The organism is Agrobacterium sp. InxBP2, from assembly GCF_026191755.1.
In the GTDB taxonomy this organism is placed as follows: Bacteria; Pseudomonadota; Alphaproteobacteria; order Rhizobiales; family Rhizobiaceae; genus Agrobacterium; species Agrobacterium pusense.
Window position 1 is genome coordinate 174315 of sequence record NZ_JAINDY010000023.1, and the last position, 14738, is coordinate 189052.

A 14738-nucleotide genomic window follows, 5' to 3' on the forward strand; every position below is an offset into this window, starting at 1 on the left:
CGCGGCCAGTGCGCCGCAGCACCGGCAGACGAAAGTGCCGCCACATTTGGCGGCACTTCTCACCCGGAGGTCTTGTCCAAAGCGAGGTCTGATTATGAAGCTTGTCCGCGACAACGGATTGACCATCGTCCTTGTCCTTGCATCACTGCTGACGATCGGCGGCATGTTCGCCACAGGCTGGGTCGTTCACAATGATGAACTCGTACAACATCATGATAAACCGCTCACGCTTTTGTCCTACGCCACGAGCGGGCATTTCCTTTCGGCGCTGTTCGAAAACTGGGAAAGCGAATTTTTGCAGATGTCGGCCTATGTGGTGTTGACGGCATTCCTGTTCCAGCGCGGGTCCGCAGAATCCAAGGATCCCGATGAGCCGACAGCGCAAGACGAGGACCCTTCACGCAAGAAAAACGACCCTGATGCACCATGGGCGGTCAGGGCCGGCGGCATCATTCGTGTCGTCTATTCCTATTCGCTCGGCGTGGCGCTGTTTGTTCTTTTTGTAGCGAGCTTCCTGCTGCATCTGAGATACAGCGCCGATGCCGCGGCAGTGGAGGCACGCCTGCATGGCGAACCGGCGACGACATTGATGGCACATCTGGGAAGCGTTGAGTTCTGGTTCGAGTCCTTCCAGAACTGGCAGTCGGAATTCCTGTCCACCGCTGTCCTGATCGTCCTGTCCATCTTCCTGCGGTTCAGGCGGTCGCCCGAATCCAAGCCTGTGGCAGCACCCCATAGCGAAACCGGCGGGTGAAAGGCAGAGGGGGTGGATCCCAAAGTCTGACCGCCCCCGTCAGCGTTTATCCTAGGGACGCCTGTTGGCGGCGTGGTCCTGTTCCTGATCGGTCTTGATGGCGGCACCGTCCTGGCCCCGCTCTTTCGAATGCTGCTTCTTGTCGCGGTTGGAAAGGATCTGGTTTTCCTCAATGCTTCCCTTGTCCAGCTCGGTCATTGCGCCGGCGCCGGTACCTTTCCCCTGCGTGGCTTTTCCGAAGTGTTTCCTGTCTGCATGTGCCATTATCGCCTCCTCTTGGCGTCGGATGGGCTGCTGCGGCAGTCGAGGCCGCCACCCGTCGCTCCCGAACTTCCCCCATGCCTTTTCGTTCCGGAACTTCTGTCGCCCTCCGTGGTTCGTGATCGCACGGGAAGGGGGCTTTGTCTTGAACGACGGCGCGGACGCACGAACAGATAACAGGAGGCGCAACGATGGCCGGTCCAAAAACGCATGAACAACAGCTCCGCATCATCGAAAAACGCGAGAACACCGCTAACGCCGATGATGATTTTAATGCCGAGGCGGAACTGAAGCGGTCGAAGGAAGAACGGGATGCCCGCCGAGGGGCGGAGAAACTTCGCGGTGGCAATGCGGAATTAACAGATAAGGATGATCGCCAGATGCTGCGCGGTGAAAATCAGGAAAGCCCGCACCACAAGCGCGGCACGGATGATTGAGGTGAAGTCCGGTCGGGCCGGATGTGGCTTGGTGGCGCCGGAAGTGCTGCGAGGCTATTTCCCATCCGGCTCTGCCATCTTGCGGTGTTGTCTGGCGAGCGTTTCCGCCGGCGTTACATTGGCCATCGCCGACATCAGCTTGTTTTTCCAGCCGGACACGACATCGCCCTCACCATTCATCATCGCCTCATAGCCGGTTTTGGCCACGAAACCGGGATCGTCCTTCTTCTGTCTGCCAACGGGGGTGTCTAGCATGTCCGCACGCTCGAAGAACTCCGTGTCCGTCGCGCCCGGCATCAGACAGGTTACCGTGACACCCGTGCCATCAAGTTCTTCGCGCAGCGCGAAGGAAAAGGAGTTGATGAACGCTTTGGTGGCATTATAGACCGCCTGAAACGTGCCCGGCATGAAACCGGCGATGGAACCCGTAAACAGGATACGTCCATTGCCACGCTGGCGCATTCGGCCTGCAAGGGCATGAACCAGCGCAATCGTGCCGCTGATATTGGTGGCGATGACCCGCTGGATGTCCTCCATTCTCTGATCGAGAAAGCCATCGCCCAGGCCCTGTCCTGCGTTGGCGAACAGAAGATCGACTGGCCGCGACGAGGCGGTGATGCGGGCGAGAAGCTCCTCCACGCCCGCCTGTGTCGAAAGATCGGCCCGCACCGCTTCCACCTGCGTGCCGGCCGCGCGCAGTCGGGTGGCCGCGGCATCGATGTCATTTTCATCGGCCACGATGATGAGATCGTAACCATCCTGCGCGGCGCACCGGGCGAGTTCATAACCGATGCCGGACGAAGCGCCGGTGACGACCGCAAGGCCCTTGGTGGATTCTTCCCTGCTCATGATCACCTCCTATGGCTTCAGGACGACTTTGATGCAGCCATCGTCGCGGTGGCTGAAGGTGTTGTAGAGATCGGGTCCTTCATCGAGGGTGGCGCGATGGGTAATGACGAAGGACGGGTCGATTTCGCCTCTTTCGATGCGGCCCATGAGGTTGGGGAGGTAGGCCTGAACGGGCGTCTGCGCCATCTTGAACGTCAGGCCGCGATTGATGGCGGAACCCATGGGAATCTTGTCAAGAAGACCGCCATAGACGCCGACCAGCGAGACCGTACCGAAATTGCGGCAGCAATAGATTGCCTGACGAAGGACATGCGGCCGGTCGGTCCCCATGAAGGTGGCGACCTTGATGCGGTCGATCCTCGAATCCCATCCTGCCGCGGGATCGGGCTCCGTTCCCACCGCATCGATACAGGCATCCGCGCCGCGACCATGGGTCAGTTCCATGATGCGGTCGTAAATGTCCTCGTCGAGGTAATTGAGCGTCATCGCGCCGGCTTTCGCCGCGAGATCGAGCCTCTCCTGCACGGCGTCGATGGCGATGACCCGTTCAGCACCGAGGAGAAAGGCGGAACGGATCGCCATCTGACCCACCGGACCGCAGCCCCAGATGGCAATCGTATCGCCCGGCTGGATGTTGCAGAAGTCCGCGGCCATATAGCCGGTCGGAAAGATGTCGGACAGGAAGAGGACCTGCTCGTCGGTCAGACCGTCCGGAACCTTTATCGGCCCGACATCGGCGTAAGGCACCCGCATATATTCCGCCTGGCCGCCGCTGAAGCCACCGAGAAGATGGGTGTAACCGAACAGGCCGGCAGGCGAATTGCCCCACATCTTCCGCACCTTGTGCGGATCCGGATTGCTGCGTTCGCAGCCGGAATAATAGCCACGCTTGCAGAAGAAGCACTCGCCGCAGGCGATGGTGAAGGGGACGACCACGCGGTCTCCGACCTTGAGCGCGGTATTGTCCTTACCGACGTCAACCACCTCGCCCATGGTTTCGTGGCCCATGATGTCGCCGCTGTGCATGTCCGGCATGATGCCATTATAGAGGTGGAGGTCTGAGCCGCAGATCGCGCAGGCCGTGACCTTGATGATCGCATCGCGCCCATGCTCGATTTTCGGATCGGGAACGCTTTCGCAGCGAATGTCGTGTTTGCCGTGCCAGGTCAGTGCCTTCATGTCGCTCACCTTCATTGTCTGCTGGGTTGTCAGAAGCCGCCCTTTGTCGAGCGGGTGCCTAACCGGGTGTCCGCGCGAAAGTTCCCCGCGGCACCGGGACCTTCTCGCTCCCGGCGACAAGGCAGGGCGGAATTTTTTTTAGAGAACGGAAACCCGCCGCGCTTTCAGAGGTTCGGTTACTCAGCAATTCGGGAGTTCATCGATCATGACATCACGACGCAAGGCAGCTCCCGATATCGGGTTTAAGCCCGGTCCGGCCGGCGGCTGGGGATCGGCCAAGTCGGTGGGAGAGGTGCTGTTAAGGGAACATGTTCCCCTGTCCGGTCCGACATTGCTGAAACACCAGAACAAGCCGCAGGGATACATGTGCGTCAGCTGCGCCTGGGCGAAACCGGCCAAGACCCATCCCTTGGAATTTTGCGAAAATGGCGCGAAAGCCACCGCGTGGGAAATAACGAACCGACGCGCCGACAGTGCGTTTTTCGCCAGACACACCCTTGCCGAACTGGAGGGCTGGCGCGACTACGATCTGGAAGAGCAGGGCAGGCTGACCCAGCCGATGCGTTGGGACGCGGCCACGGATAGATATCTGCCGGTCAGCTGGCAGGCCGCATTCGAGGAGATCGGCCGGGAGCTGCGCGCTATCGCGCCGCAGCAGGCGGAGTTTTACACCTCAGGCCGCGCCTCGCTGGAAGCATCTTACATGTACCAGCTCTTTGCCCGCATCTATGGCAGTAACAATCTTCCGGACTCGTCCAACATGTGCCATGAAAGCTCGTCCGTCGGCCTGCCCGAAAGCATCGGCGCTTCCGTGGGAACGGCGATCCTTTCGGATTTCCAGAATTGCGACTGCATTTTCTATATGGCGCAGAATGTCGGAACATCCTCGCCGCGACTGCTGCACGATCTGCAGGATGCGGTCGACCGCGGCGTGAAGATACTGACATTCAACATGCTGCGGGAGCCGGGGCTGGAGCGCTTCGTCAACCCGCAGTCGCCCGGCCAGATGCTGGCGACCCCCGCGACGCCGATCTCGACGAAGTATTACCAGGTGAAGAATGGCGGCGATATCGCTGCCCTGTTTGGCATCTGCAAGGCGCTTATCGAGGCGGACGACGTGCTGCATGCGAGTGGCGCAAGCAAGGTTTCCGGCTCGGATGGGCAGCCGCGCGATCCGGCCAATGCGGCGGCGGTGGCATTTGCCGCCGCCATTGCCGCGGCTGACAAGAAGCATGTGCTCGATCATGATTTTCTTGCCGAGCACACGGCGGGTTTTGACGATTTCGCCGCTGCAGCCCGCCGCCATGAATGGGAGGAGCTGGAGCGCGTTTCAGGCCTGACCCGCGAGGAGATGATGGAAGCCGCCGCCATATATGCGGATTCCGACGCGGTGATGATGGTCTATGGCATGGGCCTCACCCAGCATGTGATGGGCGTGGAGAACGTTCACATGGTTGCCAACCTCGCGCTGCTGCGCGGCAATATCGGGAAGCCGGGTGCAAATATCTGTGCCGTCAGGGGCCATTCGAATGTGCAGGGCCAGCGTACAGTCGGCATTACGGAAAAACCCGGCCTCGTGCCGCTGGACAAGCTCGCCGACCTATACCAGTTCCAGCCGCCCGCGTGGGAAGGCCACTCGACGGTTGACAGCTGCAAATCCATTCTCGCCGGGGAAACAAAGGCTTTCATCAGCCTCGGCGGCAATTTTTTGCGGGCAGCGCCGGAAACCGAGGCGATGGAAGCCGCGTGGCGCAAGCTGCGGCTGACGGTCCAGATCGCAACGAAACTCAATCGCAGCCACGTCATTCACGGCGAGATCGCCTTTCTGCTTCCCTGTCTCGGACGCATCGAAATCGATGAACAGGCGACAGGCCCCCAGGCCGTCTCCATGGAAAGTTCCGTTGCGCATTTCCATGGTTCGCGTGGCAGGGCAAAGCCGGCCAGCCGGGAGTTGCTCTCGGAACCGGCGATCATTGCCGGCATGGCCGTGGCGACGTTGACGCGCGGCAACGTACCTTGGCAGCAATGGGTTCACGATTATTCGCGCATTCGCGACGCCATAGAGCAAACCTATCCGGAAACCTTCAAGAACTTCAACGAACGGCTTTTCAAACCCGGGGGCATCCCGCGCCCATTGCCCGCAAGGGAACGAAAATGGGTAACCTCAAGCGGCAAGGCGAATTTCCTGACGCCCGACCGCCTTTTCCCCGAATTTCCGCCAGAGGCGTCGGGTCCGGACGTCCTGCACCTGTCAACGTTGCGATCCAACGACCAGTTCAATACGACCGTCTACGGCTATAGCGACCGTTTTCGCGGCGTGGAAGGAACGCGGCAGGTTCTGTTCATGAATGTCGATGACATCGCCCTGCTTGGGTTTGCCGACGGTGATATCGTCGATATCGTTACGGCAATCGAGCCGCAGACGCCAAGGGCCGTCCGCGGGTTCAGGATCGTTGCCTATGCTATTCCCCATGGCTGTTGTGCTGGCTATTTTCCGGAAACCAACCCGTTGTTTCCGCTGAGCCATCATAGTCCGAAAGCAAAGACGCCATCATACAAGCTGCTGCCCGTCCGATTGACGCCGTCAACCACGGTTCCTTCCAACTGAGGATACTCGAGGTGCGGGATGCGGAGGACGGAAAAGGCCAATCGTTCAGCGACACTTCTATGGTCCGCTCTTTGCGGTTCTTTGATCGGGGCAGCGGCGATCATGGGTTACTGGCGTGAACCGCGAACATTCCGCAGCGACCCTCCCGTAACGGCAGCGCTTGAGCGATTGCGCTTCATGCCCGTTCCCGTGGCCGGCGCGCCGCCGGAAGTTTATTTTGCTCTCGGCAGGCCGTTCGAAAACGGTGCTTATGATCTTTCCCAGGGAAAACGCCTCTATTCATGGTTCGGATGCCCGGCTTGCCACGGTGAAGGCGAAGGCGGCAAAGGTCCATCGTTTCTCGACGGTCAATGGATTTATGGACCATCCATGGTCTCTGTCGCGGCGTCGATCAGGGATGGCCGGCCGCACGGCATGCCGCCTTTCCGCGCCAGAATGACGACTGAAGAGATCTGGCAGCTTGCAGGATATGTGAGAACCATCGGGGCCTATTCGCCATCGGTGGCGGCCCCGGCCCGTAATGACGACCGTCAGACCCGTCCGGCTGAGAACCGGGCGCCTGCTGCCATCCTCTTCAACGAAGGGTCGGCGTGGAAAAGACCGGAGGAGCCGGTGCCTTGAAGATCGTCGCCGCTCTCCTTGCTGTCCTTACCCTGCTTTCGGGGTGCGGCGACGTTCAGTCGGTGCTGAACGCTGCAGGGCCGTCAGCGTCGATGTTGAAGAATCTGATCCTCTTCATCGTGGTGGTGAGCCTCGTCGTGTGGCTGGCAGTGATCGCGATCCTGATCCTGTCTCTCGTCAGAAGCCGGCGGGTGGCGCAGGACGAGACGGCAAGTGGCAAGCGATTGCAGCTTTTCGTCACGGGCGCGGTGATGATGACGGTTTTCATTGTCGCCGGCCTGACGCTTACGAGCTTTCTTGCAACGCGGGCCATCAGCTTCACCGGCGAGGCAGACTTGACGATACGTGTTCGCGCCCAGCAATGGTGGTGGCAGTTCATATACGAAGATGCGACACCGGATGGCGGTTTTCAGACCGCCAACGAAATGCACATCCCGGTCGGGCGGAATGTCCGGGTCTTGCTCGAAAGCCCGGATGTAATTCATTCCTTCTGGGTGCCCAGCCTTGCCGGCAAGATGGACCTCGTTCCGGGACGGGAGAATACGCTTGGGTTTCGCGCTGACAGGCCGGGTGTTTACCGGGGCCAATGCGCGGAGTTCTGCGGCCTTCAGCACAGCCACATGGCTTTCATGGTCATGGCCGATGACGAGGCGACCTATCGCCGGTGGGCCAATAAGCAGAAGGCGGAGGCCGCCATGCCGCAAGACGCAGATGCTCTGGCCGGGAAGGCCGTGTTCCTGCGCAAGCAATGCGCCGCCTGCCACACCGTCAGGGGAACGCCGGCCGCCGGCACCACGGGGCCTGATCTTACCCATGTCGGCAGCCGCCGGACGATCGGCGCAGGCCTGCTGGAGACCACACGCGGCTCGCTTGCCGCATGGATCGCCGATCCACAGACGTTGAAACCGGGCAACAACATGCCGCTGGTGCCGCTCTCCGGGGAAGAGTTGCGGCAGGTTTCCGCCTATATGGAGGGGCTCGACTGATGGCGGGAAAACAGGCCTCCATCCTCATGGATACCGATCTGCCGGTTCCCGGCATGGAGAGCGCGCTCGAAAAAACATGGGGGTCGAGCCGCGGTTTCTGGGGCGCGATTGGTACTGTCGACCACAAGGTGGTAGCCCGGCGATATATCGTCACGGCCTTCGTGTTCCTGATACTCGGCGGCCTGCTTGCTCTCGTCATGCGCCTGCAGCTGGCAACGCCCGAAGCGCGTTTTATCGACCCGGACCGGTACAATCAGATATTCACCATGCATGGCGCGAACATGATGTTCCTCTTCGCCGTGCCGGTCATGGAGGCGATGGCGGTTTATTTCGTGCCATTGATGGTCGGGACGCGCAACATCGCCTTTCCCCGGCTGAACGCCTATTCCTACTGGGTATTCCTTGTGGGCGGGCTGCTTCTCTGGGTCTCGTTCGTGCTGGACAGCGCGCCTGATGTCGGCTGGTTCGCCTATGTGCCGCTCGCGGGTCCGGAATATGGCGCGGGCAAACGCGCCGACATATGGGCTCAGATGATAACCTTTACGGAGCTTTCCGCGCTCTCCATTGCGGTGGAAATCGTGGTGACGGTCTTCAAGCAGCGCGCCCCCGGCATGTCGCTCGACCGGATTCCGCTTCTCGTCTGGGCAATGGTGGTCATGGCCTTTCTCGTCATCATCGCCATGCCCGCGATCATGTTCGCCAGTTCCACGATGATCATGGATCGTCTCGTCGGCACCCATTTCTACAATCCGGCCGAAGGAGGGGACGTGCTCCTGTGGCAGCATGTCTTCTGGTTTTTCGGACATCCGGAGGTCTACATCATCTTCCTGCCGGCTGTGGGCATGGTCTCCACCATCCTGCCCGCCTTTGTCGGCCGGCCGATATTCGGTTACATGCCCATGGTCATGGCGCTTGTCGCAACCGGTGTCCTGTCTTTCGGTCTCTGGGTGCATCACATGTTTGTGGCTGGCCTGCCGAAACTCGGAGAAAGTTTCTTCACTGCCTCCAGCATGGCGATTTCCGTGCCGGCCGGCGTGCAGATATTCTGCTGGCTGGCAACATTGTGGGCCGGGCGGCCGATTTTCAAGACCCCGCTTCTTTTCATCATCGGCTTCATCGTCACCTTTGTCATCGGCGGTCTGACGGGCGTCATGGTGGCGTCCGTGCCCTTCGACACACAGGTTCACGACACCTATTTCGTGGTCGCGCATTTTCACTACGTCCTGATCGGGGGCGCCGTTTTTCCCCTGATCGGAGCCGTCTATTACTGGTTTCCAAAAATGACAGGGCGGATGATGAGCGAAACGCTCGGCCGCATCAGCTTCTGGCTGATCTTCGTCGGCTTCCACCTGACGTTTTTTCCAATGCATATTCTCGGTCTGCAGGGAATGCCGCGACGCATCTATACCTACCAGCTGGAGATGCCATGGGCGGGCCTCAACCTCTTCGTGAGCCTCAGCGCCGTCGTGCTCGCGACAGGTTTTCTCGTCTTTTTCATCGATATCGTCCGAAGCTTTGCCAAAGGCCGTCCCGCCGGGGACAATCCCTGGGGCGCCGCCACGCTGGAATGGGCAACCGCCTCTCCGCCGCCGCCCTTCAATTTCCGCTCCATACCCGTGGTGGGAAGCCGCGATCCACTGTGGGAGAACACCGGAGAACTGCCTGTTGTCGCGGGGATGCGGGTGGATCGCCGTGAAATTCTGGTCACCAGCGTCGTCGAGGCGCTGCCCGAAGCCCGCGAAGCGTCCCCGACGGACTCCGTGTGGCCGTTCTGGGCGGCCATCGCAACGTCCATCATGCTCATCTGGTCCATGTTCTCCCCTTGGGCAGTCGTCTGGGGATCGATCCCGATTGCTGTAGCGCTGATCGGCTGGTTCTGGCCGAAAGGAATGGTGGAGGAGGAAGCATGAAGGAACGTGTCGCGCTCGATGTCTCCAAGCTGCCGATGTCCGGCAACGGCACCGCCAGCCCCACATGGTGGGGAACCTGCGCCTTCATGCTGATCGAAGGAACGGGCTTCGCGCTGGCGGTCGCCGTTTATTTCTACCTGATGAGCCTGGCGCCACGATGGCCGATCGACGCCCCGCCGCCGGATCTTTCAGCCGGCACGGTGCTGACAGCGCTGCTTGTCGTCAGCGTCGTTCCGAATGTCCTCGTCAGTCGCTGGGCCAGGCAGAGGCGGCTTGTTCACGTCCGTTTCGGTTTAGTCGTCATGTCCGCAATCGGGTTTGTCCTGCTGGCGGTGCGCGCCTTTGAGTTCCCAGCCCTCCAGGTGAAGTGGGATGACAATGCCTATGGATCGATCGTGTGGACGATCCTCGGACTGCACACGACCCATATTCTGACCGACCTCATCGATACCATCGTCCTGACCTGCCTGATGTTTACCCGGAATGGCGACAGCGCCCGCCGTTACGGCGATGTGGAGGACAACGCGCTCTACTGGAATTTCGTCGTCGTGACCTGGCTTCCGCTTTACGCCTGCCTTTACTGGATACCACGGCTATGACCCTGAAAACCCTCGATATTGCCGGACTGTTCGGCGCTCCCCTGATCTGGGCGTTCAACACGCAGCTCGGCCAGATCTTGCCGGCGGTCGATTGCGGCAGCCGGACGGGCTTTACAGCTATCGCTGCCTTCCTCTCTGCCGGGATAGCGGTTACCTGCGGCGTTCTTTCGGAAAGGGGCCGGAGTTCCACGGCATCGCGGATGGCGATGTTCCTGATGTCGTTGGGCGTCCTCGTCGCGCTGGTTTTTTCCTTCGCACTCCTTCTTCAGGGGGCAGCGACATTGCTGCTGAACCCATGCGCGCGCTGACACTGATCTTTCTGTTGCTGGTCAGCGCCGAGCCGCTCTCGGCCCATGAGGGGGAGGCGCATCCGACGGCGATGATATGGACTTTCGATGGCTGGATCATCGGACCGCTGCTTGTCGCAGCCGGCCTTTTCAGTACCGGTTTTTTTCGGCTGCGGAGACGGTCGGGCACCAGCCGGTGGATGGCGAGGTCCGCCTTCGCCTTTTCCGGCGGCTGGCTTGTTCTGGTTGCTGCACTTGTCTCTCCGATCCATTCCATGGGCGAGCACCTGTTTACGTTCCACATGATAGAGCACGAGATGGTAATGGCGGTTGCCGCGCCGCTGATCGTTCTGGCGCGCCCCGTCGGTATCCTTCTCTGGAGTATGCCGCGCATGGTTCGTCGTCGTATGGCTGCGGTGATGACCGACAGGCGCGTGCGGGCCAGCTGGAATGTTCTTTCCGGCGGGGCTGTGGCAACATCTCTGCACGGGCTTGCCATCTGGGGCTGGCATGCGCCTGCGCTGTTCGATGCGACGGTGAGCGACGTGCCACTGCACCGGATACAGCATCTCTTTTTCTTTCTGACCGCGATCTTGTTCTGGTGGGCAGTTTTCTGGCGCGCGGACCGGGGGCTTGCGGCCTGGCACCTGTTTGTCACGATGATGCATACCAGCATTCTCGGCGCCCTGATCGCGCTGGCGCCACAGGTGATTTACGTGGCCCAGACCCGAGACGCGCCGGCATGGGGCCTGACGCCCTTCGAGGACCAGCAGCTTGCCGGTCTCCTGATGTGGGTGCCCAGCGGTGTCATCTATGCCGGGGCGGCACTCGCGATGCTGGCGATGTGGATTTCCCGGTCGGGCAGGGAGGACCGATATGGCGCGTCCCTTCTCTAGAACCGGGCTTATACTCGTTGCGGTGCTTTCGGCGGCGCTTGCCACGGGCATTGCGGTCGCAATCGTCAAGAACGTGTCAAAGCGCGGCGCCGTTGCCACGGCAATGACTGGCGGTGATGCGCGCCTGGCGCCCGGGATTTTCCGGCGCTACGGATGCACGGGCTGCCACGCGATCCCCGGCGTTGCCGGTGCGGACGGGAAGGTGGGGGGCGAACTACGTTCACTTCGCCAGCGGGTCTATATCGGTGACGGCCTCAACAACACACCGGACAACCTCATTCGCTGGATCGTCTCGCCGACGCGTTTGTCGCGGCAGAGCGCCATGCCCGAAACCGGTATCACCGAGGCCGAAGCGCGCCATGTCGCGGCCTATCTTTATGCTCACTGACGGGTCACGGATGCGGGGTTTGCCTTGCCGGCAGGGCCTTGATGTAGCGGGCAATCGCGTCGCGATCTTCCTGTGGCAACTGCAAAAGATTGGCGACCACGTCCACCATTGCGGACCCGACATGTCCGTCCTGTGGCGTCTGGCCTGTTGCGAGCATGGTAGAGATGTCGGTCTGCGTCCACCTGCTGAGACGTGCCGGCGTGATGTTTGGCACAAAGCCCGTGCCTTCCGCGTCGGGACCACCAGCGAAACGGGTTTCCGGGCGGATGGCGGCGAAGATATTACGGCTGGAATGGCATTCGGCACAGTGGGCAAGCGTCTCCGTCAGATAGGAGCCGCGATCAAGAACGGGATCGCCGGTGATCGCCTGCGGCTTGCCGACCTCGTCAAAGAACAAAAGCTTCCAGACGCCAACGGCACGGCGCAACCTGAAGGGTGGCCACAGATCATGCGGCGGCGCTTTGCCGGAAACAGGCGGCAGGGTCCGCAGATAGGCGTAGAGGTTTTTTATGTCCTCGATCTTCATTCCCGTATAGCTCGTATAGGGAAAGGCCGGATAATAATGGCGGCCGTCAGGCGATATGCCGGCGACGAGCGCATTTGCGAAATCTTCAACGGTCCAGGAGCCGATTCCGTCGGCAATGTCGGGGGAGATATTCGGCGGACGGAAAACGCCGAAGGAGGAGGAAAGCGCCAATCCGCCTCCGAGCACGAGCGAGTCCGGCTGTCCCGGCGTGGCATGGCAGGACCCGCAGCTTGCAGCCAGAAATACCAGTCTTCCCAGCTGCGGATCGCCCGGCGATGATCCAATGTCGTTCGGTCCGAAGACCGGCTTCGGCGTGGTCAAAAGCCAGCCCCCCAGGCAGGCCATCGCTGCGAGACACCATATCAACAGCCGGCCTGCCTGAACCGACAGATGAAAACCGGGAGTCTCGCGAACCATCATCGGAAAGGTCCATCGTCAGAGCATACTTTTATGATTGCGCCGGGTTCCGGCCGCACGGCTGATCCGCCGCTATCGAACTTCGCATGCCGTTTGTGGTTCCCGCGCGATCATATCGCCAGTCATGGCCGCCGTTCGGGAACAACCGGACCCGACCGTGGTTAGGCCGGCACGTTCAATCCCAATGGAGGTCGGCACGTGGACCCGGAAACTGATCACGAGACCTGCAACAGCCTGAACATAGAGGCCGCAACCCCCAAGGTGGTCAAAATCACCATCGACGGTCGGACGCTCCTCGAAGGCGTGCTGAACACCGGAAGTGTTCTGAGCGTGCAGACGAAAGAGGGCGCCGAGCCGCAATCCATCGAACTGGTTGTCGAGGATCTGGCTCGCTAGCCGCTTCGCGAACACTCGGCGCGGCAAGGGCGCCGCGTCTCTAGCCGCGAAAGTCGCCCTCGTTGCTTTCCCGCTCGTCGTAATTGATGTCCCAGTCTTTTTCCGGCTTTTTTGTACCTGGTGGCAGCTTGTTGGCGGTTGCGTCGTCCGAGCCGGTAATGACCCTCGGCTTCGCGCTCGCAACGCCGTTATTGGTCGAGGTCTTTTTGCCGGGAGCAAACTGGGGCGCGCTGTCCTTGTGAATCTGCTCGAGCTTGTCTTTCTTCGTCATGGCATCCTCCTGTCTGTCCCTAACCTTTTTACGCCAATGCTGTTCCCTCGAACCATCAGTACGGAACCGCTTTTTGCTCACGGGGTTAGGAGGAGAGAGCGGACCGCAGGGTCTGCGCTGCTGGATGTTTTAAAAAAAGGGGCTTCCGCGATGACCCGATCACAGGACGATGTCAGGCCCGAACCCGGCACCGATGACGCACGCTCGACTGAAAGCGATGAAAGCCGCAAAGACCGTGAAAAGGCGACAGAAAACGCCGAACGCGAAAGGCGCTCCCGGTATGGACGCGACGAAGACAAGGAGAACAACGATGACGGAATCGGCAACAACCACCGATCATGACACGATACGGAAATGGGCGGAGCTGCGCGATGGCCACCCTGCCAAAGTGGACGTCTCGGGCGACGGAGGGATCCTCAGGATCGATTTCGGTGAGCCGGAGGATGCACTGAAGGCCATATCATGGGACGAGTTTTTTGAAATCTTCGAGGACAGGAAGCTGGCATTCCTTTATCAGGACAGAACGTCGGGCGGCGAGAGCCGCTTCAACAAGTTCATTTCACGCTGAGGGAGAGGCGAGTGAGCGACGAAACGGTATCGAGCATCCCGAACCGGGCACAGCAGCAAAAGGCATATCGGTTCTGGGCCCCGGTTTATGACCGTGTGTACGGCTTCTTTCTCAAGCGGGCGCAGATGGAGTTGGCCAGATGTGTGGGTGGTGCCGGTCGCGACATTCTCGAAATCGGCGTCGGCACGGGGCTGGTCCTTCCGCTTTATCCTCCGGCCAGCAACGTGACCGGGATCGACATTTCAGCGGACATGCTCGGGAAGGCCAAAACAAAGGTGGCAGGCGGTTCACTGCCGCATGTGAAGGCACTGCATGTGATGGATGCCTGCGAAACCACGTTTCCGGATGCGTCCTTCGACGTGATTTCGCTGCCCTTCGTCATCACGCTCATTCCCGATACCGGCCGGCTACTTTCCGAATGCGCCCGAGTGCTGAAGCCGCGTGGCGAGATCGTCATCGTCAGCAAGATCACCGACAGCAGCGGCGCAGTTCGCCGCATAGAACAGATGGTCTCGCCGGTGGCCCATAACATCGGGCTCAGTTCGGCGTTTCGTCTGGACGGGATTGAGGACTGGTTGCGCCGCAACCCGTCTTTCCATCTGGCGGAAAACAGGACGATTCCCCCAACCGGGTATTTTCGTCTGCTGCGTCTTTCCCGCTCGTCGCCGGAGACGTCTGAGAAGACCGCGTCCCTTTCGGGTCACTAGGACCTCTGGCACCGGCGAAAAAATACGCATTGTACGTTGGCGTACGGCAACCAAGCGGTAGATGGGCCATTTCCCTTC

19 protein-coding genes are annotated in these 14738 nt (G+C 60.5%); 14 read left to right on the plus strand and 5 right to left on the minus strand.

Annotated features, from left to right (window positions below; all coding sequences use genetic code 11):
- Positions 1 to 94 precede the first annotated feature (94 nt).
- A complete protein-coding gene (locus tag K7A42_RS07540; protein WP_004444527.1) occupies positions 95 to 754 on the plus strand; it encodes a DUF6766 family protein in 660 nt (219 codons plus the stop codon).
- A gap of 51 nt (positions 755 to 805) precedes the next feature.
- On the opposite strand, the gene K7A42_RS07545 is transcribed toward K7A42_RS07540, so the two are convergent.
- The gene (locus K7A42_RS07545) at positions 806 to 1018 is read right to left on the minus strand and encodes a hypothetical protein (protein ID WP_174150436.1); all 213 of its coding nucleotides are present in this window, start codon (positions 1016 to 1018) and stop codon (positions 806 to 808) included.
- Between the two features lie 188 nt (positions 1019 to 1206).
- On the opposite strand from K7A42_RS07545, the gene K7A42_RS07550 reads away from it, so the two are divergent.
- Positions 1207 to 1452, plus strand: coding sequence for a hypothetical protein (locus tag K7A42_RS07550; RefSeq protein WP_174150435.1), 246 nt, complete (start codon positions 1207 to 1209; stop codon positions 1450 to 1452).
- Positions 1453 to 1506: 54 nt separating this feature from the next.
- On the opposite strand, the gene K7A42_RS07555 is transcribed toward K7A42_RS07550, so the two are convergent.
- Both K7A42_RS07555 and K7A42_RS07560 read right to left on the minus strand, forming a co-directional pair.
- The gene (locus K7A42_RS07555) at positions 1507 to 2301 is read right to left on the minus strand and encodes an SDR family NAD(P)-dependent oxidoreductase (protein WP_174150434.1); all 795 of its coding nucleotides are present in this window, start codon (positions 2299 to 2301) and stop codon (positions 1507 to 1509) included.
- A gap of 9 nt (positions 2302 to 2310) precedes the next feature.
- Positions 2311 to 3480 (minus strand): zinc-dependent alcohol dehydrogenase, encoded by a 1170-nt coding sequence (locus K7A42_RS07560; protein ID WP_135856158.1) that lies wholly within the window; start codon positions 3478 to 3480, stop codon positions 2311 to 2313.
- A 205-nt stretch (positions 3481 to 3685) separates the two neighbouring features.
- Here K7A42_RS07560 and K7A42_RS07565 point away from each other — a divergent pair, with 205 nt between their 5' ends.
- Genes K7A42_RS07565 through K7A42_RS07600 form a run of 8 tightly spaced genes read left to right on the plus strand, consistent with a single transcriptional unit; the run spans position 3686 to position 11775 of the window.
- Entirely contained in the window at positions 3686 to 6088 is a 2403-nt protein-coding gene (locus tag K7A42_RS07565) for an FdhF/YdeP family oxidoreductase (RefSeq protein WP_174150433.1), read from the plus strand.
- Between the two features lie 18 nt (positions 6089 to 6106).
- Positions 6107 to 6709: a c-type cytochrome gene (locus K7A42_RS07570; protein WP_174150432.1), complete on the plus strand. Its 603-nt coding sequence runs from the start codon at positions 6107 to 6109 to the stop codon at positions 6707 to 6709.
- Positions 6706 to 7695, plus strand: coding sequence for a cytochrome c oxidase subunit II (gene coxB / locus K7A42_RS07575; RefSeq protein ID WP_174150431.1), 990 nt, complete (start codon positions 6706 to 6708; stop codon positions 7693 to 7695). The genes K7A42_RS07570 and coxB overlap by 4 nt, the downstream gene beginning before the upstream one ends.
- Complete coding sequence (gene ctaD, locus K7A42_RS07580; RefSeq protein ID WP_174150430.1) at positions 7695 to 9605, plus strand: cytochrome c oxidase subunit I; 1911 nt, start codon at positions 7695 to 7697, stop codon at positions 9603 to 9605. Before coxB ends, ctaD begins: the two co-directional genes overlap by 1 nt.
- Positions 9602 to 10204 (plus strand): cytochrome c oxidase subunit 3, encoded by a 603-nt coding sequence (locus K7A42_RS07585; protein WP_034497830.1) that lies wholly within the window; start codon positions 9602 to 9604, stop codon positions 10202 to 10204. Before ctaD ends, K7A42_RS07585 begins: the two co-directional genes overlap by 4 nt.
- Positions 10201 to 10512, plus strand: a complete 312-nt coding sequence (locus K7A42_RS07590; protein ID WP_174150429.1) for a hypothetical protein — start codon at positions 10201 to 10203, stop codon at positions 10510 to 10512. Before K7A42_RS07585 ends, K7A42_RS07590 begins: the two co-directional genes overlap by 4 nt.
- Positions 10500 to 11387: a cytochrome c oxidase assembly protein gene (locus K7A42_RS07595; RefSeq protein ID WP_282455033.1), complete on the plus strand. Its 888-nt coding sequence runs from the start codon at positions 10500 to 10502 to the stop codon at positions 11385 to 11387. The genes K7A42_RS07590 and K7A42_RS07595 overlap by 13 nt, the downstream gene beginning before the upstream one ends.
- Positions 11368 to 11775: a c-type cytochrome gene (locus tag K7A42_RS07600; RefSeq protein ID WP_174150428.1), complete on the plus strand. Its 408-nt coding sequence runs from the start codon at positions 11368 to 11370 to the stop codon at positions 11773 to 11775. The genes K7A42_RS07595 and K7A42_RS07600 overlap by 20 nt, the downstream gene beginning before the upstream one ends.
- 4 nt (positions 11776 to 11779) lie before the next feature.
- On the opposite strand, the gene K7A42_RS07605 is transcribed toward K7A42_RS07600, so the two are convergent.
- On the minus strand, positions 11780 to 12646 hold the full coding sequence (locus tag K7A42_RS07605; protein ID WP_174150461.1) for a cytochrome c: 867 nt from the start codon (positions 12644 to 12646) through the stop codon (positions 11780 to 11782).
- Between the two features lie 270 nt (positions 12647 to 12916).
- On the opposite strand from K7A42_RS07605, the gene K7A42_RS07610 reads away from it, so the two are divergent.
- A complete protein-coding gene (locus tag K7A42_RS07610) occupies positions 12917 to 13114 on the plus strand; it encodes a hypothetical protein (protein WP_022563908.1) in 198 nt (65 codons plus the stop codon).
- 40 nt (positions 13115 to 13154) lie between these two features.
- On the opposite strand, the gene K7A42_RS07615 is transcribed toward K7A42_RS07610, so the two are convergent.
- Entirely contained in the window at positions 13155 to 13385 is a 231-nt protein-coding gene (locus tag K7A42_RS07615) for a hypothetical protein (protein ID WP_004444504.1), read from the minus strand.
- A 150-nt stretch (positions 13386 to 13535) separates the two neighbouring features.
- Between K7A42_RS07615 and K7A42_RS07620 the strand changes: the two genes are divergently transcribed.
- The 3 genes from K7A42_RS07620 to K7A42_RS07630 are packed head-to-tail and all read left to right on the plus strand — an operon-like array spanning position 13536 to position 14660.
- On the plus strand, positions 13536 to 13727 hold the full coding sequence (locus K7A42_RS07620) for a hypothetical protein (protein WP_022563909.1): 192 nt from the start codon (positions 13536 to 13538) through the stop codon (positions 13725 to 13727).
- Complete coding sequence (locus tag K7A42_RS07625) at positions 13696 to 13953, plus strand: hypothetical protein (protein ID WP_136883500.1); 258 nt, start codon at positions 13696 to 13698, stop codon at positions 13951 to 13953. Before K7A42_RS07620 ends, K7A42_RS07625 begins: the two co-directional genes overlap by 32 nt.
- Before the next feature lie 11 nt (positions 13954 to 13964).
- A complete protein-coding gene (locus K7A42_RS07630; RefSeq protein WP_174150427.1) occupies positions 13965 to 14660 on the plus strand; it encodes a class I SAM-dependent methyltransferase in 696 nt (231 codons plus the stop codon).
- Positions 14661 to 14738: the final 78 nt, after the last annotated feature.

Coding starts and splice junctions, on each gene's coding strand:
- K7A42_RS07540 (WP_004444527.1), top strand. CDS start 95: ATGAAGCTTGTCCGCGACAACGGATTGACCATCGTCCTTGTCCTTGCA.
- K7A42_RS07545 (WP_174150436.1), bottom strand. CDS start 1,018: ATGGCACATGCAGACAGGAAACACTTCGGAAAAGCCACGCAGGGGAAA.
- K7A42_RS07550 (WP_174150435.1), top strand. CDS start 1,207: ATGGCCGGTCCAAAAACGCATGAACAACAGCTCCGCATCATCGAAAAA.
- K7A42_RS07555 (WP_174150434.1), bottom strand. CDS start 2,301: ATGAGCAGGGAAGAATCCACCAAGGGCCTTGCGGTCGTCACCGGCGCT.
- K7A42_RS07560 (WP_135856158.1), bottom strand. CDS start 3,480: ATGAAGGCACTGACCTGGCACGGCAAACACGACATTCGCTGCGAAAGC.
- K7A42_RS07565 (WP_174150433.1), top strand. CDS start 3,686: ATGACATCACGACGCAAGGCAGCTCCCGATATCGGGTTTAAGCCCGGT.
- K7A42_RS07570 (WP_174150432.1), top strand. CDS start 6,107: ATGCGGAGGACGGAAAAGGCCAATCGTTCAGCGACACTTCTATGGTCC.
- ctaD (WP_174150430.1), top strand. CDS start 7,695: ATGGCGGGAAAACAGGCCTCCATCCTCATGGATACCGATCTGCCGGTT.
- K7A42_RS07585 (WP_034497830.1), top strand. CDS start 9,602: ATGAAGGAACGTGTCGCGCTCGATGTCTCCAAGCTGCCGATGTCCGGC.
- K7A42_RS07590 (WP_174150429.1), top strand. CDS start 10,201: ATGACCCTGAAAACCCTCGATATTGCCGGACTGTTCGGCGCTCCCCTG.
- K7A42_RS07595 (WP_282455033.1), top strand. CDS start 10,500: ATGCGCGCGCTGACACTGATCTTTCTGTTGCTGGTCAGCGCCGAGCCG.
- K7A42_RS07600 (WP_174150428.1), top strand. CDS start 11,368: ATGGCGCGTCCCTTCTCTAGAACCGGGCTTATACTCGTTGCGGTGCTT.
- K7A42_RS07605 (WP_174150461.1), bottom strand. CDS start 12,646: ATGGCCTGCCTGGGGGGCTGGCTTTTGACCACGCCGAAGCCGGTCTTC.
- K7A42_RS07615 (WP_004444504.1), bottom strand. CDS start 13,385: ATGACGAAGAAAGACAAGCTCGAGCAGATTCACAAGGACAGCGCGCCC.
- K7A42_RS07620 (WP_022563909.1), top strand. CDS start 13,536: ATGACCCGATCACAGGACGATGTCAGGCCCGAACCCGGCACCGATGAC.
- K7A42_RS07625 (WP_136883500.1), top strand. CDS start 13,696: ATGACGGAATCGGCAACAACCACCGATCATGACACGATACGGAAATGG.